This window comes from Achromobacter animicus (assembly GCF_902859585.1).
Taxonomy (GTDB): domain Bacteria; phylum Pseudomonadota; class Gammaproteobacteria; order Burkholderiales; family Burkholderiaceae_B; genus Achromobacter; species Achromobacter animicus.
On the sequence record NZ_CADIJM010000004.1, the window covers coordinates 1 to 20,676 of the forward strand.

Consider the following 20,676-nt stretch of genomic DNA (forward strand, 5'->3'; position numbering starts at 1 on the left):
CGGTTTGCGGCTGGCTTGCCCCGCCGCATGTGGCTCGGCGCTCTCCTGGAGAGCGCAATCCACGATACAGGAGACGAGCCGCCTTCCGATTAACGAGCGACCATAATGTCTGGTGATGGCGGGCAACGGCTAGCGCTTGCCAGCGCGTTATGCTCCCTGGCGAAAGATCCCGCTTTCCGCGGGATCCGGTCAAACAGGAGCCCCCGCATTGAATTGGCGTGTCCGCGCGGCCAGCATGGCTGCCCTTTTGCTTTGCCTTGCAGCGCCTGCCTCGGCGCAATCGCCGGCCACACAGGCCGAATGGCAAAAGGCTGTCAGTCAAAAGATCCTGCGCGGCATCAGGCTCCCGGCGGCTACCCGCGAGATGAGCTCTCCTGTGGTGCTCAAGGTTCGAATCGCCATCCTTCGCGACGGCGCGATCGACACCGTCGAGTTGGTGGAATCTTCGGGCAGCGACGCCGTGGATGAGGCGACGCTCGGCATGATCCGGCGCAACGGCACGTTACTGCCCTTCTCTGCCGACATGGCAGAAGACCGGAAGGACCTGACGCTGCCCATCCGGTTTCATTTCAACGGCGATGCGCCACCAGGATTCCCCGCCACACGAACCCGGTAGCATCGACTCGTCGCTTGCGGCCCGCCGACTCTTCTGATGTGGGGCGCATGAATGCTTGCGGCGTGGCGGCGCACTCGGTGCTTGGCGAATGCCCTGACGACGTTGGCATGCGATTTCTACCTGCCGTGCCAGTACCGCTTCGCCGATTCCCGCTGGCCCCACACGGTCAACCCCTGCGGCGTCGCTTCGGCCATCACCGCCCCGTCCTTGTCGCTGCGCCAGAACCTTCCGCCAGCCCGCATCCACCGCAACTCCACCGCCCGCGCCGGATGCTTGAACCGATTCAGGTGCCCGGCCTGCGCGATGACGTGTTTGGCCTGCGCCGCCGCCACCAATTCACGGCTGGACGATGACGACGAACCGTGATGCGGCGCCAGGACGACGTCGGCATCCGCGAGCCCTTGCTCGACCAGCGCCCGCTCCTGCGCCACACCGACATCTCCCGTCAGCAACAGCGAATGCTCCTTGCCCTCCACGCGCAGCACGCAACTGTCGGCATTGCGGTCATCCGCCTTTCCTGTGCGTTCTGACGGCCCCGGATGCAGGAAGGTGAACACCACCCCATCCGCCTCCCAGCGCCCTCCCCGTTCGCACCGCATCATCTCATCGGGCAAGACCGGCTGCGCGTTGCCCACGTCCGGCCACATGCGGGCGTCCCGCCGCACGTAGGCCGGCAGATCGAAAGACGTATAACTTCGCGCCACCGGCACCGCCGCCAGCACCGCACGCGTGCCGCCAACATGATCCATGTCCGCGTGCGACAGCACCAGCACATCCAGCCGTCCGATCCCCCGGGACTGCAGGAATGGCGCGACCACCCGTTCGCCCGCATCGCTGCCGCCATAGCTGCGCGGCCCGGCGTCGAACAACAACGACTGGCTGGCCGTCTCCACCAGGATCGCGCTGCCCTGCCCCACGTCCATCGCGCTCATGCGCCAGTAGCCGGGTTCGGGCTTGTCCGGCCGCCAGAACAGCAACGGCAACATGCAGACCCATCCCAGATGACGCCCTGGCCAGCCGCGCGTCTGCAGCGCCCAGGCCATGCCTGCGACCGCCAGCAGCAGCCACATCCAACCCGCCGCCGCAACCGGCACGCTGGCCCAGCTTGCGTTGCCCACCCATGACACGGGCACCATGGTGAGGTCAAAAGTGTCCAGGCCTGCCTGCCCGGCCCACGCCGCCAACGTCTCCGCCCCCGGCAGGCACGACAGCGCCGCGCACAGCAAGGCCAGCGGCGTCACGATGAACGTCACGACCGGTATGGCCACGGCATTTGCTAACGGCGAGCCCAACGACACCTGATGCACCAGAAAAGCCAGCAATGGCATCAGGCCAACGGTCACCAGCAATTGCACGCGCACCGCCTGCCCCAGCCGCGTCGCGCAGCGCGCGCGCCAGCCGGCATCAACATCAATTGGCGCCGAAGCGATGCGCAACAACACCGCCACCGCGCCGAACGACAACCAGAAGCCTGCGGCTACCGGCGCCCATGGGTCCAACGCCACGACGGCCGCCGCCGCGCAGGCCAGCACCCGGCCGCCGGATAGCGGCAACCGAGACAGCGCCGCCGCCAACACCACCAGCAGCATGAAGAACGTACGGCGCGCAGGCACGCCCCAGCCGGCAAGCAGGCAATACAGCAGCGCAACCAGCGCCGCCACCGCCCCGCCCGCAATGCGCGCAGGCACGCGCTCCGCCAATCCCACGCCGCGCCAGCGCAATCGTCGCCATAAGGCCGATGCGAGCAGACCGCCAATGCCCGCGATCGACGTCACATGCATGCCGCTGATCGACACCAGATGCGTAATGCCGCTGCGGTTGAAGATGCGCCAGTCGTCGCGCGACACACCGGCCTGGTCCCCGATCGCCAACGCAATCAATACCGGCGCATAACGATGTTCGCCCAGCGCCGCGCGCATGCCTTCGCGCACGTGGTGCCGCGCGCGTTCGATCGCGATGCCGGGCGACGCCCATGGCCGGTCGTCCAGCAGCACAGGCTGTCCGCGCACGGTGCCTGTCGCGCGAACGCCGTGGGCAAACATGCGCCCCTCCGCATCCGGCCCGGCTGGGTTCAGCAGGCCGTGCGGTCTGCGCAACACCAAAGCCATGCGCCACACCTGACCGGGCAGTACCTGCGGCACGGTCTGGTTGGCGCCGGTCCCCGCCTGCCACGTGACCTGGACGTGCGAGGGAATACCGGGACGCGCGGACGAATCCAGCTCCGCCAGGAAACGCAGCCGGTTCGCGTCGCCATCGGGCAACCCCACCACACGCACCACCAATCGCGAGACCTGATCCTGGTGCTCGTCGGCCAGCGCGTCGTCCAGGCGGTGCTGGGCTTGCAGGGCCGCGTTGCCAAGACCGGCGCAGGATCCCAGCGCCAAGGCGGCAAGCACACGTAAGCAAGGATGCCGGGCGCGCGCCCATGCGGCGCAGGAAGCCGCGCCAACGGCGGCGAGCAGCCACAGCACAAGCGGACCGGGCAAGCTCGGTGACATCTGCACCAACCCCGCGCCGGCCACGAACGCAAGGCAGAACGATCGGCCCGTAATGGCTTTCTCCTGAAAAGAGAAAGCTTAGGACGCCACACAATCGGCGGACGAACCAGTGATCGGATTGATCCACCTCGGCTAACCGCCATTGTCCGAGCGTGCGAAGTACAGTAGCGCCACGTCAGCGCTGAATTAACGCCAAATCAGCCCCAAACCCAGCACCCACTTACGTCCCGCATGAAAGGCACCCGCAATTCCCTCTCTTCACTGCGCATCTTCCTGACCGCCGCCGAAACCCTGAATTTCAGCCGCGCCGGCGAAGCGTTGAACCTGACCCAAAGCGCGGTCAGCAAACACGTTGCAGCCCTGGAGGACAGATTAGGCACGGCGCTTTTCAAACGCATGCCCGCCGGCCTGCGGCTGACCTACGCTGGCGCGCTCTATCTCGAACGCATCAGCGCGGCGGTGCGCCTTATCGACGAAGCCGACGCGCTGGTCGCCAATCCCGCCTCGCGCGTGGCCCTGAACGTGGCGGTATCGCCGTCCTTTGCGCAGTTTTTCCTGCTGCCCAGGTTGTCCGAGTTTTTCGAGCTGCACCCCGAGATCCGCGTCAACATCCGTCCTCGCCTGCTGCATGCGCGCGATCGTTCCGAACGGTTTGACGCGGAGATCCAGCTTCATACGGGCTATGTGTCCGGCATGAGCGCACAGTATCTCTGCGGCCGTGAGATGACGCTGGTCGCGGCGCCGTCGTTGCTGGATCGCCATCCCGTCAAGTCGGTGGATGACATCACCCAATTGCCGCTGCTCAAGCGTGCCCAGCGCGGTTACGGCTGGGACGAATGGCGAGCCGACGTCGCTCCGCTGTGGTCCGGCCCTGCTGCCACGGCGCCAGAGTATGAAGGTTTTTCGATCCTGCTGCCTGCCGTGCTGAACGGATTGGGTGCGGGCATCATGCCGCTGTGCATGGTGCTGGATTATCTGGAATCCGGACAGTTGGTCCGGCCGTTCGGAGAGACGGTGGAAGGACGGTACGGCTATCACCTCATGCAGCCCCGGCCCAACGTCGGCGGGCCGTATTGCCAGGCGTTCTGCGACTGGGTCATTGCGCAAGGCAGGGACCTGAATCTTCGAACGCGGCGCTACGCGGGAATTGCGTAGCGCGCAGTGCGCCCGATCCGTCAGTTCACCACGCTCCAAAGCGCCCGGATTTCGGTATTCCCATTTGGAATATCCCATGCGCATACTTCCTTTGCCCGTGGAAAATGCAGCCACCACAATGACGTGAATCATTCATGGATCACCATAAAAATCATGTTCAAGTGGAAAAAACTGCTGGCCGCTTCGGCCATCCCCATGGCCCTGGCCGCCGCGCAAACCGCATCGGCCGCCTACCCCGATAAGCCCGTCAAGATCGTCGTACCGTACTCGGCGGGAGGCAGCTCGGACGTGGTCGCCCGCGCCATCAGCGACCAGTTGAGCGCCCAGCTGGGCCAGTCCGTCATCGTGGAAAACCGCGCCGGCGCGGGCTCGATGCTGGGAACCGCCTATGTGGCCACCGAGGCGCCCGACGGCTACACGCTGCTGCTCGCCGACGTCCCATTCACCATCGTCCCGGCGCTGTACAAGGATCGCGTGAAGTACGACGCGAAGAAGGATTTTGCGCCGATCACGTTGCTGGGCCTGTCGCCCATGTACCTGTTCGTGAATCCCGGGTTCGAGGCGCAGGACGTCCCGACGCTGGTGAAGACCGCCACCGCCAAGCCGGACACCATCTCCATCGGCTCGGGCGGCAACGGTTCGTTGACCCATCTGATGGCCGAGCTGTTCATGCAGGACACCAAGGTCAGGCTCGCGCACATCCCCTACAAGGGCGCGTCCGCGTCGGTCAATGACCTGGCCGGCCGCCAGATCGACGCCAGCTTCACCACCATGGCCTCTGCCGTGGCCCTCTTTCAGAGCGGCAAGATCAAGCCAATCGCCGTGTCGTCACCCGCACGGCAGGCGGATACGCCGGATGTCCCGACGTTTCAGGAACTCGGCTATCCGGGGCTGACCGTGCAAAGCTGGTGGGGGCTCGTTGCTCCGGCCGGAACGCCCGAACCCGTGCGTCAGAAGCTGTCGGATGCCATGGCCAAGGTCATGCAGTCCGAGCCCGTCAAGCAGCGACTGGCCAGCGTTGGCATGAACCTGCCGCCGGACACCAGCGCGGCCGCGCTGAACGCGCTGCTGGCGCAGGACTTTGCGCGCTGGGCCGACCTGGTGCAGCGCGCCAATATCACCTTCGAATAACAACATTGCAGCGCCGCGCGGCATGCGTGCGGCGCCGGAGACATCCATGACGACACCCTGGCAACAGGCGGCTGCGGACGACGCGGCCCTGATGAGCGATTTCCAGACCATTTGCGGCTTCGGCGGACGCCTGTCCGGCACCGGGCAGGACGAGGCGGCCATGGATTGGGCACTCGGCCGTCTTCGCGAGATCGGATCCGATGTGCGGCGCGTGCCGGTACCCTACGACGGGTGGCGCTGCCTGTCCAGCAGTCTGACGCTGCTGGGCGACACGCCCATCGACCTGGAATGCGTACCCCTGCTGCGCTCGGCCTCCACGAACGGACAGGGGCTGGAAGGCGTGATCCTGGATCTGGGCGCGGGCCGTCCGGAGGACTTTGAACGCGCCGGCGAATCCGTGCGCGGCAAGATCGTGCTGGTGCGCCATGAGTTTCCGTTCTCGCAAACGCACGTTCACCGTCGCCGCAAATACGACATGGCGGTGGCGCAAGGGGCCGCTGCCTTCCTCATCGCCAACCCGCTGCCGGGCGCCGGCCCCTTGTCCGGTTCCTCTGGCCGTCCTCGTGACGGGGCGGGCATCCCCGCAGCCTACATCGGCCACGAGGCAGCTTCGGCATTGACGGCGGATGCCGGCGCGCGTGTCCGGCTGCATATCCGGGGCGAGGAGCTACGCGATTCGATGGCGTGCGCCGGCGTCTTGGACCTGCCTGGCGGCCGCGAAAGCCGTATCGTCATCAGCGCCCACATGGACGGTCACGACCTGGGCCAAAGCGCGCTGGACAATGCCACGGGCGTCGCCGTCGCGCTGGCTGCGGCACGGCTGCTCGCCAGGCAATTGGGTCCGAACACGCCCGGGCTGCGCATCTGCTTCTTCACCGCCGAGGAATGGGCGCTGGCCGGTTCGGCCCGCTACCTGGCCGACATGCCCGTTGCGGAGCGTGACCGCCTGAAGCTCGACATCAATCTGGACACCGTGGCGGGCGACGACACCCTCTGCGCGCTGATCAGCGACTATCCGGCGCTAGCGGGCGTGGTCAATGACACCGCGGCGCGCGCTGGTGTGCCGGTCTCGCACTGGCTGCCGTTCATGCCGAATTCCGACCACGCCAATTTCGCCAAGCACGGCATCCCCGCCTTGCGGCTGGTGGCAGGCTTCGAGAAGCCCGAATCGCGCGTGCGCCATATCCTGTCGCGCGGCGACCTGCCGGACATCATTCGGGAAGACGAAATGCGCAACGCCTTGGCGGTCACCTGCGCGATGGCGTCGCTGGCGCTGGAGATGACCGACGAGGAACTTGATGCGCTGAAAGCCGGCTCCACGTGTCCGCGCGTCTAGCGCGAAAGGACGATCAAAAAGGCGATCAGCCAAATGATCGCGCTGGCCCTTTCTGACGCAGGCACGCCACTTGCTGAGTCTCCAATTCCCAGGCGGCCCACGCCGCCTGTTCCTTCCAAACCAAGGAGACCAACATGGCTGAACATGTAATCAAGGTGCTGAACAATCTGATCGAGACGTCGAAGAACGGCGAAAAGGGCTTTGCCGCGGCCGCTGAAGACGCGAAGGCGCCCGAGATGCAGGAGCTGTTCCGCAACCGTTCGCGCGACTGCGCGGCCGGCGCCACGGAGTTGCAAACCCTGGTGACGCAACTGGGCGGCGAGCCCGAGGACAGCGGCACGGTGGCCGGCGCCATGCATCGTGGCTGGACGAACATCAAGGCGGCGGTATCCAGCCGCACCGATCTGACGCTGCTCGAGGAATGCGAGAAGGGCGAGGACGTGGCCAAGGCGGACTACGAAAAGGCGCTCAAGGAAACCCTGCCCGACAACGTGCGCGCCGTTATCGAACGCCAATATCAGGGCGTGCTGCGCAACCACGACCAGATCCGCGATCTGCGTAATCGCTTCCGCGCTGCGACCTAAGCACTTCAAGCTGCAATACGCGTTGTATTGAGACCGCCCGCCCGCCGCAATATGCGCCGGGCGGGCGTTGTATTGCATGGCGTCGGCTACGTAAGCATGCCGGACTAATAATGCGCCGGCGCATGACGCGCATTTTCTTCAAAGCGTCCGCAAACCCTAGTCACCCTGGCCACACGCGATCTGACGATTCCGGATGTGCCGACTGCCGCCGGACAGGCTATCCAAAGCGCCGACGCGGACCTACGACTTCACCGCATCAGCTCGGCATAAACCTGCTTGAACAACGCAAAACGATCTTTCAGACCCACCAGCCCGCCATTGATCCGCCGCGTGATCCTGGCGAAATCCTCCAGGTCATCGTCATGCGTACGGTCGTCCGCCAACTCATTCAGCCCGCGCGACTGCCAATACCACCCGGCGCTCAGCGCAGCCCATTTCGGATCGGACAGCAACTCGGGCGTCTCAAGCAAATTGACACCCATGGCGTCGCTGGCCGAGTCGTAATTGCTGCGCCCCGTCAGCTGGATGATGCCCCTGCCCCGATACCGGAAGCCGTCGTTGCTTTGCGCATCGCCATTACCCATCCGATTCGCATACACCAGATTCGCCAGTCCTTGCGGATTGTTCACATACGGCATGGCCGACGCCTCATCGGGAAATCGCTTGGGCCACACCTTGGTCAACCGCGCGGCAGTTGAGTAATTGAGGTTTTCCTCAATCCGGTTGTATTGGCCCGACTCATACCCCGTTTGCGCCAGAAAGCTGGCGATGCGATCCGACGTTTCGATTTCGTATTTCTGAAATGCGGGAGCCAATGCGTCGGCCCACGCAGCGGGGGCTTTGCAGTTGGGAAAGATGCGTTGGAGTTGTTCTGCACTCAGCATGGCGGTCACCTGCTTGCATAGGGAGTCATGGCGCCCCGCCGATATCGTCGCGTGTGCGTTCATCACGGCGGTCAGAGGCGGGTCAATGATTGTGAACCAGGCGTAGCACCCGCCAATACCTCAAATTGAGTATGCAAAGCGATCCGGCACGAATTGGCCGCTTGACACCTGCCCGGTTCCGCCGGGAACATACGCCATCCACCCGGGGAGCTTCGCCAAGAAGCTGAGAATCCGTTGGCCTGCCATCACCATGGCAGGCGATGCACGGCGACCCGTCGAACCTGATCCAGATAACGCTGGCGTAGGGATGGTGCGTGTGCCTCCGCATGCGCGTCCCACGCCCCAGGACCGCCCGGCATGACGCATCCCGACCTGCATTCCCTCGCCCACCAGTCTCAGGACCTGCTCGCCGCCGTCCGCCGCGACGCGCCGCTGGTGCAGTGCCTGACCAATTTCGTCTCCATGAACTACGCGGCCAATGCGGTGCTCGCCATCGGCGCGTCGCCTGCCATGGTGCATGCCGAGGAAGAGGCGCCCGAGTTCGCCCGCTTTGCCGGCGCGGTGGTCATCAACATCGGCACGCTGTCTTCGCCCTGGCTGCGCAGCATGCTATTGACCGCGCAAGCCGCGGCAGAAGCCGGCACCCCCTGGGTCCTGGATCCCGTGGCGCACCACGCCACCGCCTTTCGCCGCGATGCCATCCAACAACTGCTGGACCTTGAACCCGCCATCATCCGGGGCAACGCATCCGAGATCATCGCCTTGGCCGGCGGCCACAGCGCCGGCAAGGGCGTGGACGCCCGCGACGCCGTGGCGCAGGCCGAGCAGTCAGCCCACGACATCGCAGCGCGCCGCAAGAGCGTGGTGGCGGTCACCGGCGAAGTCGATTACGTCACGGACGGCACGCGCGCGGTACGCATTGCGGGCGGTTCGCCGCTGATGCCCCGCGTGACGGCCACCGGTTGCGCGCTCAGCGCGGTGGTCGGCGCCTTTGCCGCCGTATCGAAGGACGATCCTTATGTGGCGGCGGTGGCCGCCCTGTCGTGTTTCGGCATCGCGGGCGAGCGCGCTGCGGTGCACGCCGACGGGCCGGGTTCTTTCGCCTGGCGGTTCCTGGATGCGCTGGCGGCGCTGGGCGCGGATTGCCTGACTCGCGAATCCCCGCTTCGTTGATTTGACCCCGTGCATGTCACGGGTAGGTCACACACCGTCCCCAAAATTCCTCCCTTCAACACGGAGGAAAGACGGTGAAGCCAAACCTACGCAAGATCTTTGCAGTGACCGCCAGCTTCGCGCTGGTGGCCGGCCTGTCCGCCTGCGGCGGCGATGACGATGACGACGACACCGCCGCGCCCGAGACCCCGCCGCAGGCCAGCGTGCCCCAAGGCACGACGCTGGACCTCGCGATCCTGGGCACGACCGACCTGCACGCCAATGTGCTGGGTTACGACTACTACAAGCTTGCCGAAGACAAGAGCTACGGCATGGACCGCACGGCCACGCTGATCGCCAATGCGCGCAAGCAGTATCCGAACACGCTGCTGCTGGACAACGGCGACACGGTGCAGGGCACGGCGCTGTCGGACTACCAGGCGCTGGTGTCGCCGGTGCAGTGTTCCGACATGATCGCGATCTACAAGCAGATGAAGCTGCTGTCGTACGACGCGGCCACGATGGGCAATCACGAGTTCAACTACGGCCTGCCCTATCTGTCGCAGATCACCAACGTAGACTTCGGGCTGGCCGGCATCACCAAGGGCACGGCGCAGACCAACCCGGCGGGCGCCAAGGATTGCGCGGCGCCGGCGTTCCCGTTCGTGTCAGCCAACGTCGTCTCGGCGGCCTCCAAGCAGCCGATCTTCAAGCCTTATGTGCTGCTTGAAAAGACCTTCACCGCCACCGACAGCGCGGGCAAGTCCATCGACGTGCCGCTCAAGGTGGGCGTGATCGGCTTCGCACCGCCGCCCATCATGCAGTGGGCCAAGGCGAATCTGGAAGGCCACGTGGAAGTCACGGGCTGGAAGGAGACCGCGGCGCGCTACGTGCCGGAAATGAAGGCTGCCGGCGCGGACCTGGTGGTGGCGCTGGCGCACGGCGGCATCGACCTGGCCACGCCCTACAGCCCCGACATGGAAAACGGCGCGGGCTATCTCAGCCAGGTGCCCGGCATCGACGCGCTCATCACGGGCCACCAGCATCTGCTGTTCCCCGACACGAACGAGAAATCGCAGTTCGCGGGGCAACCCGGTGTCGAGCTGGCAAAGGGCCTGATCAATGGCGTGCCGACCGTGCAGGCCGGCCAGTGGGGCAACAACCTCGGCCAGATCACGCTGAAGCTCGCGTATGACCAGGGCTGGAAGGTGCAAAAGGAGGCGACGCAGGTGCAGCGCATCTCCACGCGCCTGACCGCGCAAAGCGGCTCCACGCCGGCGACCTACGTGGCGCCCGACGCGGCCGCACAGCAGCTGGTTCAAGCCGAGCACGCCGCGACGATCGACTACGTGAAGACGCCGATCGGCCAGAGCCAGTTCGACATGGCCACGTACTACGCGTTGGCCGGCGACGTGTCCGCGCTGCAGATCGTAAACATGGCGCAGATCGATTACCTGACGGACTACATCGCCAAGAACAGCCCGTCGTACGCGGGCCTGCCGATCCTGTCGGCCGCCGCGCCGTTCAAGGGCGGGCGCAACGGTCCCGGCGACTTCACGTATGTGAAGCAAGGCAACGTCGCGATCAACAACGCGGCCGACCTGTACCTGTACCCCAACACGTTGCAAGTCGTGCGGGTCAGCGGCGACATCGTGCGCCAATGGCTGGAAAGGACGGCCGAGCAGTTCAAGCAGATCGACCCCGCACAGGTCGCGCCGCAGGATCTGATCGACACCGGCTTTCCGACGTTCAACTTCGACGTGCTGTATGCGGCCGGCAATGCGCTGCAGTATGAAATCGACGTGACCAAGCCGAAGGGCTCGCGCATCACAGCGCTGACGTACAACGGCGCACCGCTGGATCTGAATGCGCAATTCCTGGTGGTGACCAACAACTACCGCGCCAGCGGTGGCGGCGACTTCCCCGGCCTAGCCGGCGGCAAGGGCGACATCGTGCTGCAGGCGCCGGACGCCAGCCGCGACGTGTTGATCAGCTACATCAAGAAGAACCCCACGCTCGACCTGGCCACCTACGGCCTGGACCGCAGCTGGCGTTTCGCGCAGGTCAGTTCGCTGGCCGGACCGGTGGTGTTTTCGTCGGTGCCGGGCACGCTGGCGATGGCCACGGCGCACGACGTAACCAACGTGTCGGTGTTTGACGCCACGCCCGATCCCGTGACGCAGCTGTCGCGTTACGCGATCGATCTGACGCAGTAAGCGGTTCGATCCGGCGGGCGCCCTGCAGTGGGGCGCCCCGCCTCAGCGGTAGTACACGCAGATGCGCTTGCCGCCGATCTCATGCACGTCGATCGGCAGTTCGTACAGATCGCTCAGCACGTCGGGGCGGATCAATTCCGCCGGCGTGCCGTGCCGGGCGATCCGCCCCAGCCGCATTGCCACGATGCGGTCCGCATAGCTGGACGCAAAGTTGATGTCGTGCAGCACCAGCACCACCGTCTTGCCCAGTTCATCAGCCGCGCGCCGCAAGGTGCCCATCATGGCGACGGCATGCTTCATGTCCAGGCTGTTCAAGGGCTCGTCCAGCAGCACGTAGCGCGTATCCTGGCACAGCACCATCGCCACGAACGCGCGCTGGCGCTGGCCGCCGGACATCTCGTCCAGATAACGGTCCGCCAGCGGCTCCAGGTTCAGGTACGCAATGGCCTGATCGATGTGGACCTTGTCATCCATCGTCAGCCGCCCGCCCGTGTGCGGGTAGCGGCCAAACGCCACCAGGTCTTTCACCGTCAACCGCAGCGGCAGGTGGTTGTCCTGGCGCAGGATGGCCAGGCGCCGCGCCAGTTCCCGGCTGTCGGCACGCGTGACGTCCAGGCCTTCCACCAGCACGCGGCCCGCGCTCATCGGCAGCAGCCGGCTCACCATCGACAGCAACGTCGACTTGCCCGCCCCGTTCGGCCCGATGATGGCGGTGACGCCGCCGGCCGGCAGGTCCAGGCTGACATCGTCGATCACGACGGTGTCGCCGTACTGCTTGCTGACGTTCTGGATTTCTATCATCGGCGCCCCCTGCGCAAGATCAGGACGAGAAACATCACACCGCCCACGAATTCAATCACCACGCTCACCGTGGTGTTCAGCCCCAGCACGCGCTCCAGCAGCGTCTGGCCCCCCACCAGGAAGATGACGCTGAGCAGCGTCGCGGCCGGCACCGTGTACCGATGCCTGTCCGATCCCATGGCTTGATACGCCAGGTTGCTGACCAGCAGTCCAAAGAACGTCACGGGACCGACCAGCGCCGTCGAGACGGACACCAGCACCGCGATCGCCGCCAGGGTCACCATCAGCGTGCGGCGATAGTCCACGCCCAGGTTCAATGCCATGTCGCGGCCCAGCGCCAGCACGTCGTAGCGGCGGCGCATGCGCCAGACGAAGAAAGACGCCGCGCAGACGGCGCCAAAGGCAATCGGCAGCAGCTCGACGCGCACCGAATTGAAACTGGCAAACATGCGGTCCTGCAGCACCAGGAATTCATTCGGATCGATCAACCGCACGACGAAACTCGACAGGCTGCGAAACAGCAGTCCGAAGATGATGCCCACCAGCATCATCAAATGCAGGCTGCGCACAGCGTCGGAGAACAGCCAGCGGAACAGCAGGCACGCGAACGCGGTCATCGCGCACACTTCCAGCAGGAATGCGGCGACCGGATGATTTGCAGTCGCCGCCGCCTGCCCGAAGCCGAACACCACCACGGCCTGGATCAGCAGGTATAGGGCGTCGAAGCCCATGATGGCGGGCGTAAGGATGCGGTTATGCGTGATGGTCTGGAACAGCACGGACGACACCGCCACCGCATACGCCACCAGCAGCATGGCCAGCAGCTTGCCGCCGCGGAAGGGAATGACGAACGACCACTGGCCGTTCGCGCCCAGCGTCATGAAGGCGACGATGCAGAGCAGCGCCCCAGCGCCCAGCGCGGCAAGACGCCATGTCTGCGGCGGGCGCGGGGCTATGCGGGAAGTCGAGGCGATTTCAGCCAAGGCGGTTCCTCCGCGTGCGCAGCAGCCACAGGAACAGGATGCTGCCCAGCACGCCCACCACCGTCCCGATGGGAATCTCGTAGGGGTGGATGACCAGCCGGCCGATGATGTCGCAGGCCAGCACGAACACGCCGCCCAGGAATGCCACCCAAGGAATGGCGCGTCGCATGTTGTCGCCCAGCACCAGGCTGACGGCATTGGGCACGATGAGGCCCAGGAACGGAATGCTGCCGGCCGTCACCACTACCACGGCCGAGATGGCGGAAACGATCAACAGGCCGACCAGCGTCAGCCGCGCATGGTTCAGTCCCAGGTTGGACGCGAACTCGCGGCCCATGCCCGCCACCGTATAACGGTCGGCGGCGGCATACGCAGCGCACGCCAGCGCAAAGCCGATCCACAGCAGTTCATATCTGCCACGCAGCACGCCGGAGAAGTCGCCGGTGGTCCACGCATGCAGGGACTGCAACAGGTCGAAGCGGTACGCCATGAAGGTGGTGACCGCCTGGATCACGCCGCCCAGGATCAATCCGATCAGCGGCACGATGAATGGCGTGCGCAGCGGCACGCGGCGCAATAGCGCCAGAAACAGCAAGGTGCCCGCCAGCGCAAAACCCGTAGCCGTCAGCATCTTGCCGATCACGGACGTATCGGGCGCCAGCAAGGTGACGACCAGGATGCCGAGGGTGGCGGATTCGACGGTGCCGGCCGTCGTGGGCTCAACAAACCGGTTGCGCACCAGCATCTGCATGATGAGACCGGCGACGGCCAGCGCCGTGCCTGCCAGCAGCAGCGCAAGGGTGCGCGGGACGCGGCTGACCAGCAGCAGCCGCCACGCGCGCTCGCCCTCTTCGCCGCCGTTCCATAGCGCGGCCCAATGCATCTGGCCCGCGCCCAGGCTGACGCTGGCCACGCACAACAGCAGCAACACCACCACCACGGCCGTCAGGCCACCCCACCCGCTGATTGCGCGCCGCCAGTTCACCGGCAGCCCTTCCCGTCTTGCATGCTGCTTACTTTCCTTGCGACAACGCCGCGGCGATCTGATCCACGTTCTGCTGCATGGCCGTCAGGCCCGCGCTGCCCAGCAGATACCAGTTGAAGCCGTTCAGGTAGACCACGCGCTGGTTCTTCCACGCCTTGGTCGGTCGCACCAATTCATTGTCCAGCATGCGCTGCGCCGACACGCCTTCGCGGCCGATGGCGGCGTCGCGGTCGATCACGAACAGCCAGTCGGGATCGGTCTGGGCAATGAATTCGAACGAAATCGCCTGGCCGTGGTTGGACACGTTCAGGCCGGTCGCGGCGGGCTTCACGCCAAAGGCGTCGTGAATCACGCCAAAGCGCGAGCCCGGACCGTAGGCGCTCATCTTGCCGCCGGTCGTCAGCACGATCAACGCGGTGCCGGCGTTGGCGGCCTTGCCTTTCAACGAAGCGATGGACGCGTCCAGCGCGGCCAGCTTCTCCTTGGCCACGCCTTCTTTGCCGTACAGCGCGGCCAGCGTTTCGGTGTTGCGCCGGACGCTGCCGACCAGATCCTTGGCGTCGACCGTCAGGTCCACGGTCGGTGCGATCTTGGACAGCTCGTCGTACTTGGGCGCGGAGCGGCCGGCCACGAAGATGACTTGTGGCGCAGCGGCGTGGATGACTTCGTAGTTGGGCTCGAACATCGTGCCCGCCTTCAGATACCGCTTGTCCGCGAACTGGCTGAGCTGCGGCGGCAGCTTGGCGGCGCTGGGCACGCCGATGGGGTCCACGCCGAGCGTGTGCAGGGTGTCCAGCACGGCCAGATCCAGCACGATCGTCTTGGACGGATTGGCCGGCACGGCGGTTTCGCCGCGTGCGTGCTTGACCGGCGTGGTGGACTGCGCGGCGCTCACGGCGGCCGCGGCGCTCAGTGCCAGCGCCACGCCGGCCCGGGTTGCCCAGCGGCGGGCGGCGCCCGCCTGTTTTCCATTGTTCATGCAAACCTCTCTGTGTTGGACGCCAACGGCGCCCCGTCATAATTCAGAACTTCACGCCGACGCCCAGCCAGTAACGGCGGCCGTCTTCGACGTAGCCGAAGTCGTCGTAGGCGACTTGCTTGTCGAACAGGTTGTAGATGCCGGCATACACCGACACGGTCTTGTTGACGGCGTACGAACCGCCCAGGTCCACGAACGTGTAGGACGGCGCGACCAGCGCGTCCGACGACGGGCCCGTGGTGGGCTGGCTTTCGCGGCCGCGGAAGTTCACGCGCGCCCACGCCTGCAGCGCGTCGGACGGCTGCCAATTGACCGTGGTCGTGAACAGATGCTTGGGCAACTGGTTCAGCGGCTCGCCCTTGTACTGGCCGGACTTCTGCTCGGACTTCGTGAACGTATAGCTGCTGGTCATCGACCAGTCGGCGGCCAGCGGCAGCTTCAGGCTGGCTTCCACGCCGCGCGACACGGCCTTGTCCACGTTCATGTACGTGGTGGGATCCGAACCGAACTGGTTGGGACCATCCGTGCACTGCGTCAAGGGGCAAGCCACGCGGGTGATCTTGTCCTTGAAATCGTTGTTGAACAGCGTGACGCCGGCGCTCATACCTTCGCCGTCGTCATACAGCAGGCCAATTTCCTGGGTCACCGACTTTTCGGGCGTCAGGTCCGGGTTGCCGTACATGTTCCCGCCGCGGCTGGTCTGGCCCCAGCCGGCCACGGTCTGGCGCAGGTCCGGCGCGCGGAAGCCGGTGGACACGCCGCCCTTCAGGGTCCAGCGTTCGGCCATGTGCCACACGCCGTAGAGGCGCGGGCTGAAGTGGCTGCCGAAATTCTCGTCCTCGTCCATGCGCAGGCCCGTCGTGACGGCAAAGCTTTCGGTCAGGCGCCATTCGTCCTCGGCGAACAAGGCCCATTGATACCGTTCCACCTTGTTGGGACCGCCCTCCAACTGGTTGCCGTTCTGGTCATGCAGGCGCTGGTTCAAATAGCTGCCGCCCAGCGTCAGCATGTGCGATCCCAGCGGCAGCGACCAGCTCGTCTGCAGGTCCAGATTCTTGATCTTCATCTGGCGCGAGCGGTTGTCGAACTCTTCCTGCTGCACGTAGCTGTCGGACACGCCCCAGCCCCAGCGGCCGGTGTGCGACAACGCCCACTTGCTGCTGCGGTAATCGGTTTCGGACGACGCCGGGCAACCCGTGCGCGGGCAGGCCGTGCCGGGCGGCAGCGGCTCGACCGTCTTGCCCAGGGTGTCCTGGAACTTCTGACGCATCGTGGTCGCTTCCAGCACGATGTCGTGATCGCGGTTGGGCGTAAGCGCCAGCTTGGCGGTCACGCTTTCGGCGTTGCGCTTGCGGTAGCCGTTGTAGATGTTGTCTTCGTCGCGCTGCGTGGCCTGGCCGTAGATCTGCAGGCCCAGCAGGTCGTTCTTGATCGGGCCGGCCAGGTAGAAGTTGCCCTGGTAGATGTCGCCCGACTTGCTGCTCTCCTGGATCGTCGTATCCATGCGAATCTCGCCGTGCCATTCGTCAGGCACCTTGCGCGTGATGATGTTGATCACCCCGCCCATGGCGTCGGACCCGTACAACGATGACATCGGGCCGCGCACCACTTCAATGCGCTCGATGGCCGACAGCGGCGGCGTCCAGCCACCCTCCACGCCCGTCGAGTCCGAGTTGGTGCGGGTTTCGCGCGAGCTCTGGCGCTTGCCGTCGATCAGGATCAGCGTGTACTTCGGCCCCATGCCGCGCAGGCTGATGTCCTGGCGATCGCCACCGCCCGTGACGATGACACCCGGCACTTCCACCAGCGCGTCGTTCAAGTCGCGGTAGAACTTCTTGTCCAGATCCTCACGCGTGATGACGCTGATCGAGGCCGGCGCATCCTGAATGCGTTGCTCGAAACCGCTGGCCGTCACGACCACCGTGTCCATCGTCGTGGTGGCGTCCGCGGCCTGCGCCCAGATGGCGGACGGCCCCAGGCCGAAACCCGCGGCGCACAAGGCGGCGGCCAGTTGCGTGCGCGACGCGGCGATGCACTGGCCGGCGGCCAGATCTTTCCTGCTCATGATTCCAACTTCTCCCGTCCCCGGTTTGCACTGCGCCTCACGCGCCGCACTACCCGGCTCCCACTTATTAATGAAAACCATTCTCATATTAGAATTGGGGCTTGCAGCACGCCGCAACACGCTTTCCGCAACTTTTATCTTCTTTGCACTTCTTGACACTCCGGCGCGCAGCGTTCGGCCACACTGCCGGATGCTCGACGCCCAACACGCATGCCTTTCACTCATTCAGCGGTGGCGCGCCGCATCCTGCTGATCGACGACGACGTCGAGCTGGCGCAGATGCTGCGCGAATACCTGGAACCCCATCAATGCCAGCTGACGCTGGCGCATACAGGCTCGCAAGGCTTGTCCTTGCTGGCGCAGGACGATTTCGACCTGGTGCTGCTCGATCTGATGCTGCCCGACGGCAATGGGCTGGATCTGCTCAAGCACTATCGCCAGCGCTCGCGCCGCCCGGTCATCATGTTCACCGCGCACGGCGGCGAGACCGACCGCGTGCTGGGTCTGGAGTTCGGCGCCGACGATTACCTGGCCAAGCCCTTCAGCCCGCGTGAACTCAAGGCGCGCGTCACGGCCGTGCTGCGCCGCTTCGAGGAAACGCCCGTCCCCGCCAGTCCGTCGCTGAGCCTGGGCGCCCTGTCGCTGGACCCGGCCACCGGCCGCGCGCGCATGGGCGACGACGAAGTGATGCTGACCGGCGCCGAACAACGCATCCTGGAAATCCTGATGCGCACGCCCGGCCAGGTGATCGCGCGCGACCAGATCGGCCTGTACGCGCTGGGCCGCGCCCCGGACCGCTACGACCGCAGCATCGACACGCACATCAGCAGCCTGCGCAAGAAGCTGCGCCTGGATCAACACGCCGACACGCTGTCCATCCGCAATCTGCGCGGCTTGGGCTACGTGCTGGCGGGCGCTGCGTGATGACGTTGCTGCCCGCCCGTTCGCTCTTCTGGCGCGCGTTCCTGACGTTCTGGGGCGCCATGGCGGTCATCCTGGTCTGCGGCATGGTGCTGACGGCGTCGGTGGCCTGGTACCGCTTCAATTCGCTGGATGGCCTGAATCCCGGCAACCTCACGCGCGACGCCGCGCAGGTTGCGCGCACGCAGGGCGCGGAAGGCCTGGAACGTTGGGTCCGCGCCATGGACGACAACTACTCGGCGCTGAAGATCTATGTCATGGACCCGCAGGACCAGGACATCCTGGGCCGGCGCCTGCCCACGCGTCTGTATGACTGGCTGGTGGCGTACCGCGCCGCGCCTGACCGGTCGCCGCAGTCCGACTATGTGCCGGCGGATCCCGCAGGTGAACGCGTGTCGTGGTGGGAGCCGCAGATCCTGGTCCTGCCGGACGGCTCGGAACTGCTGATGCTGTTCCTGCCGTTCGACTCGTCGCGCTGGGAGGTGCTGGCGCTGTCACCCGTTGCGCTGGCGCTGCTGCTGTTCGCGCTGGCGGTGACGGCGCCCTTCTGCTGGGCATTGACGCGCCACATCACCGCGCCGTTGGCGCAACTGCGCGAGACCACGCACGCCTTGGCGGCTGGGCAACTGGATACACAAACACCGCCGAAGCTCGCCACGCGCCAGGACGAACTTGGCCTGCTGGCTCGCGACTTCGACGCGATGGCCGTGCGCCTGAAAGCGCTGGTCGATACGCGCGAACAACTGCTGCACAACGTGGCGCATGAACTCCGGTCACCGCTTGCGCGCCTGCGCCTGGCTTCCGAACTGGCGCGGCGCAACGACGAACGCCGGGATCTGCAGCTTGACCGCATCGAACGCGAATGCGAGCGGCTGGACGCTCTAGTGGGCAACACGCTGCGGCTTGCCCGCGTGGGTGCGTTGCCCGTGCCGACGGATCCGCTGAATCTGTCGGACGTGGTGGCCGGCGTCGTGGACGATGCGCGCTATGAGGCCGAGGGGCGGCATCTGCAGATCGATTGGGACACGCCCGCACCGATCCTCATCGCCGGCGACCGCGCCAGCCTGGCCAGCGCCATCGAGAACGTGCTGCGCAACGCCCTGCGCTTTGCGCCTGCGCACAGCGTCATCCGTGTGCGGCTTCTGACCAGCGCCAGCGAAGCCAGCCTGGAGATCGAAGACCGCGGCCCGGGGGTCGCTACGCAGGAGCTGGCGTCGCTTTTCGAACCGTTCTATCGCGCGGGCTCCGCCGGTGCCGCCAGCACGCCGGGCGGCGGCGCGGGACTGGGTCTTTCCATCGCCCAGGCCGCGATCTCCGCGCACAAGGGATCGATATCGGCGCGCAACGTGGCCCCGCAAGGCTTGAGCGTGCGCATGGACCTGCCGTTGCTGTCGGCCACCGCGGCGCGCCCTGCTGCGGGGTGACGCCACGAACGGCGTGCCGCATCAGAACGTGATGACGGTGTTCCCATAACCCGAACTCAATGCCACGAATTCCGACGGGTCAATCCGCGTCGGCCAGTATCGCTGCCGGCAACCTCGGCAACACCCGCATCGCGTTCGCGGTGGTGGCGTGCGCCACCTGCGCCGGCGTGATGCCGCGCAGTTCCGCAAGCACCTGCGCGATCCGCGCCAGTTCGCCGGGACGATTGCGCCGATCGGGTTCATGCAGCCAGGCGGGCGGAATGTCCGGTGCGTCGGTCTCCAGCACCAGATGCTCCAGCCCCACGTCCACCGCGTGACGGCGAATCTGCAGCGCTCGCTCGAACGTCATCGCGCCGCCCATTCCCAGCGCAAAGCCATGGTCGATGAAGGCCTGCGCCTGCTGCGCGCTGCCATTGAACGCGTGCGCGATGCCGCCGATGCGCGGATGGCGGCGCAGGTACTTCAGCAGGATGTCCTGGGATTTACGCACGTGCAGCAGCACGGGCAGGCCAAACTCGACGGCCATGTCCAATTGCGCGGCATAGAACCGTTCCTGACGTTCGCGCGGCGGGCCGGACGCGATCTCCGGCACGAAGAAGTCCAGCCCGATTTCGCCGATGGCGACAAAGCGCGGATCGCCCAGGGATTCCTTGATGGTCTGTCGAAGCACGTCCAGATCGCCGTCGTCGGCGCGCGCGACGTACAGCGGGTGGATGCCCAGCGCATACGCGCCGCCGGCGATGCTGGCGGCCAGGTCGCGTACGACCGCGAAATTGGCGCGTTCGATGGCAGGGATCACGATGGCCTGGACGTCCGCATGGGCGGCGTGGTCCGCGACCTCGGTGCGATCGGCATCGAATTCAGCGGCGTCCAGATGGCAATGGGTGTCGATGAGCATGGGCGTGTCCTCCTTATGCGGATTATCCGCCCCGCGGCCGTCGCGCGG

At 65.8% G+C, this 20,676-nt stretch carries 17 protein-coding genes and 1 riboswitch; of the genes, 9 read left to right on the forward strand and 8 right to left on the reverse strand.

The window, feature by feature from the left end; genetic code table 11:
* Positions 1-208 precede the first annotated feature (208 nt).
* Positions 209-616 carry a TonB family protein gene (locus HV681_RS12395; protein WP_175123364.1) on the forward strand — a complete coding sequence of 136 codons (408 nt, stop codon included), beginning with the start codon at positions 209-211 and terminating at the stop codon, positions 614-616.
* Between the two features lie 116 nt (positions 617-732).
* Here HV681_RS12395 and HV681_RS12400 read toward each other — a convergent pair whose 3' ends face one another.
* Complete coding sequence (locus HV681_RS12400) at positions 733-3,114, reverse strand: DNA internalization-related competence protein ComEC/Rec2 (protein WP_175123365.1); 2,382 nt, start codon at positions 3,112-3,114, stop codon at positions 733-735.
* Positions 3,115-3,345: 231 nt separating this feature from the next.
* Here HV681_RS12400 and HV681_RS12405 point away from each other — a divergent pair, with 231 nt between their 5' ends.
* The 4 genes from HV681_RS12405 to HV681_RS12420 all read left to right on the forward strand — a co-directional run bounded on the left by HV681_RS12405 (position 3,346) and on the right by HV681_RS12420 (position 7,320).
* Positions 3,346-4,269: a LysR substrate-binding domain-containing protein gene (locus HV681_RS12405; RefSeq protein WP_175123366.1), complete on the forward strand. Its 924-nt coding sequence runs from the start codon at positions 3,346-3,348 to the stop codon at positions 4,267-4,269.
* A gap of 153 nt (positions 4,270-4,422) precedes the next feature.
* Positions 4,423-5,400, forward strand: coding sequence for a Bug family tripartite tricarboxylate transporter substrate binding protein (locus HV681_RS12410; protein ID WP_175123367.1), 978 nt, complete (start codon positions 4,423-4,425; stop codon positions 5,398-5,400).
* Positions 5,401-5,446: 46 nt separating this feature from the next.
* Positions 5,447-6,736: a M28 family peptidase gene (locus HV681_RS12415; protein ID WP_175123368.1), complete on the forward strand. Its 1,290-nt coding sequence runs from the start codon at positions 5,447-5,449 to the stop codon at positions 6,734-6,736.
* Positions 6,737-6,870: 134 nt separating this feature from the next.
* Positions 6,871-7,320 carry a PA2169 family four-helix-bundle protein gene (locus tag HV681_RS12420; protein ID WP_175123369.1) on the forward strand — a complete coding sequence of 150 codons (450 nt, stop codon included), beginning with the start codon at positions 6,871-6,873 and terminating at the stop codon, positions 7,318-7,320.
* A gap of 248 nt (positions 7,321-7,568) precedes the next feature.
* Here HV681_RS12420 and HV681_RS12425 read toward each other — a convergent pair whose 3' ends face one another.
* Positions 7,569-8,204 (reverse strand): glycoside hydrolase family 19 protein, encoded by a 636-nt coding sequence (locus tag HV681_RS12425; RefSeq protein ID WP_175123370.1) that lies wholly within the window; start codon positions 8,202-8,204, stop codon positions 7,569-7,571.
* A gap of 193 nt (positions 8,205-8,397) precedes the next feature.
* Positions 8,398-8,530, forward strand: a riboswitch (TPP riboswitch).
* A 31-nt stretch (positions 8,531-8,561) separates the two neighbouring features.
* On the opposite strand from HV681_RS12425, the gene thiM reads away from it, so the two are divergent.
* Positions 8,562-9,377 (forward strand): hydroxyethylthiazole kinase, encoded by an 816-nt coding sequence (gene thiM, locus HV681_RS12430; RefSeq protein WP_175123371.1) that lies wholly within the window; start codon positions 8,562-8,564, stop codon positions 9,375-9,377.
* A 74-nt stretch (positions 9,378-9,451) separates the two neighbouring features.
* Positions 9,452-11,572, forward strand: coding sequence for a 5'-nucleotidase C-terminal domain-containing protein (locus tag HV681_RS12435; RefSeq protein WP_175123372.1), 2,121 nt, complete (start codon positions 9,452-9,454; stop codon positions 11,570-11,572).
* 42 nt (positions 11,573-11,614) lie between these two features.
* Here HV681_RS12435 and HV681_RS12440 read toward each other — a convergent pair whose 3' ends face one another.
* From HV681_RS12440 to HV681_RS12460, 5 genes are read right to left on the reverse strand one after another with little or no spacing between them, the layout of a single operon-like run.
* Complete coding sequence (locus HV681_RS12440; RefSeq protein ID WP_175123373.1) at positions 11,615-12,373, reverse strand: iron ABC transporter ATP-binding protein; 759 nt, start codon at positions 12,371-12,373, stop codon at positions 11,615-11,617.
* Entirely contained in the window at positions 12,370-13,347 is a 978-nt protein-coding gene (locus tag HV681_RS12445; RefSeq protein WP_496349917.1) for an iron chelate uptake ABC transporter family permease subunit, read from the reverse strand. The genes HV681_RS12440 and HV681_RS12445 overlap by 4 nt, the downstream gene beginning before the upstream one ends.
* Position 13,348: 1 nt before the next feature.
* Positions 13,349-14,341, reverse strand: a complete 993-nt coding sequence (locus HV681_RS12450) for an ABC transporter permease (RefSeq protein ID WP_175123374.1) — start codon at positions 14,339-14,341, stop codon at positions 13,349-13,351.
* A gap of 28 nt (positions 14,342-14,369) precedes the next feature.
* Positions 14,370-15,320 carry a siderophore ABC transporter substrate-binding protein gene (locus HV681_RS12455; protein ID WP_175123375.1) on the reverse strand — a complete coding sequence of 317 codons (951 nt, stop codon included), beginning with the start codon at positions 15,318-15,320 and terminating at the stop codon, positions 14,370-14,372.
* 43 nt (positions 15,321-15,363) lie between these two features.
* Positions 15,364-17,385, reverse strand: coding sequence for a ligand-gated channel protein (locus HV681_RS12460; protein ID WP_175123376.1), 2,022 nt, complete (start codon positions 17,383-17,385; stop codon positions 15,364-15,366).
* Between the two features lie 210 nt (positions 17,386-17,595).
* Between HV681_RS12460 and HV681_RS12465 the strand changes: the two genes are divergently transcribed.
* On the forward strand, positions 17,596-18,309 hold the full coding sequence (locus tag HV681_RS12465) for a response regulator transcription factor (RefSeq protein ID WP_175123377.1): 714 nt from the start codon (positions 17,596-17,598) through the stop codon (positions 18,307-18,309).
* Positions 18,309-19,730, forward strand: a complete 1,422-nt coding sequence (locus HV681_RS12470) for a HAMP domain-containing sensor histidine kinase (RefSeq protein ID WP_175123378.1) — start codon at positions 18,309-18,311, stop codon at positions 19,728-19,730. Before HV681_RS12465 ends, HV681_RS12470 begins: the two co-directional genes overlap by 1 nt.
* Positions 19,731-19,809: 79 nt before the next feature.
* Here HV681_RS12470 and HV681_RS12475 read toward each other — a convergent pair whose 3' ends face one another.
* Positions 19,810-20,628: a TatD family hydrolase gene (locus HV681_RS12475; RefSeq protein ID WP_175123379.1), complete on the reverse strand. Its 819-nt coding sequence runs from the start codon at positions 20,626-20,628 to the stop codon at positions 19,810-19,812.
* Positions 20,629-20,676: the final 48 nt, after the last annotated feature.

Excerpts from the sequence above, each read along its gene's own strand:
- HV681_RS12475 (WP_175123379.1), bottom strand. The coding sequence starts at position 20,628 with ATGCTCATCGACACCCATTGCCATCTGGACGCCGCTGAATTCGATGCC.
- HV681_RS12460 (WP_175123376.1), bottom strand. The coding sequence starts at position 17,385 with ATGAGCAGGAAAGATCTGGCCGCCGGCCAGTGCATCGCCGCGTCGCGC.
- HV681_RS12440 (WP_175123373.1), bottom strand. The coding sequence starts at position 12,373 with ATGATAGAAATCCAGAACGTCAGCAAGCAGTACGGCGACACCGTCGTG.
- HV681_RS12425 (WP_175123370.1), bottom strand. The coding sequence starts at position 8,204 with ATGCTGAGTGCAGAACAACTCCAACGCATCTTTCCCAACTGCAAAGCC.
- HV681_RS12465 (WP_175123377.1), top strand. The coding sequence starts at position 17,596 with ATGCCTTTCACTCATTCAGCGGTGGCGCGCCGCATCCTGCTGATCGAC.
- thiM (WP_175123371.1), top strand. The coding sequence starts at position 8,562 with ATGACGCATCCCGACCTGCATTCCCTCGCCCACCAGTCTCAGGACCTG.
- HV681_RS12455 (WP_175123375.1), bottom strand. The coding sequence starts at position 15,320 with ATGAACAATGGAAAACAGGCGGGCGCCGCCCGCCGCTGGGCAACCCGG.
- HV681_RS12410 (WP_175123367.1), top strand. The coding sequence starts at position 4,423 with ATGTTCAAGTGGAAAAAACTGCTGGCCGCTTCGGCCATCCCCATGGCC.
- HV681_RS12420 (WP_175123369.1), top strand. The coding sequence starts at position 6,871 with ATGGCTGAACATGTAATCAAGGTGCTGAACAATCTGATCGAGACGTCG.
- HV681_RS12400 (WP_175123365.1), bottom strand. The coding sequence starts at position 3,114 with ATGTCACCGAGCTTGCCCGGTCCGCTTGTGCTGTGGCTGCTCGCCGCC.
- HV681_RS12405 (WP_175123366.1), top strand. The coding sequence starts at position 3,346 with ATGAAAGGCACCCGCAATTCCCTCTCTTCACTGCGCATCTTCCTGACC.
- HV681_RS12470 (WP_175123378.1), top strand. The coding sequence starts at position 18,309 with ATGACGTTGCTGCCCGCCCGTTCGCTCTTCTGGCGCGCGTTCCTGACG.
- HV681_RS12415 (WP_175123368.1), top strand. The coding sequence starts at position 5,447 with ATGACGACACCCTGGCAACAGGCGGCTGCGGACGACGCGGCCCTGATG.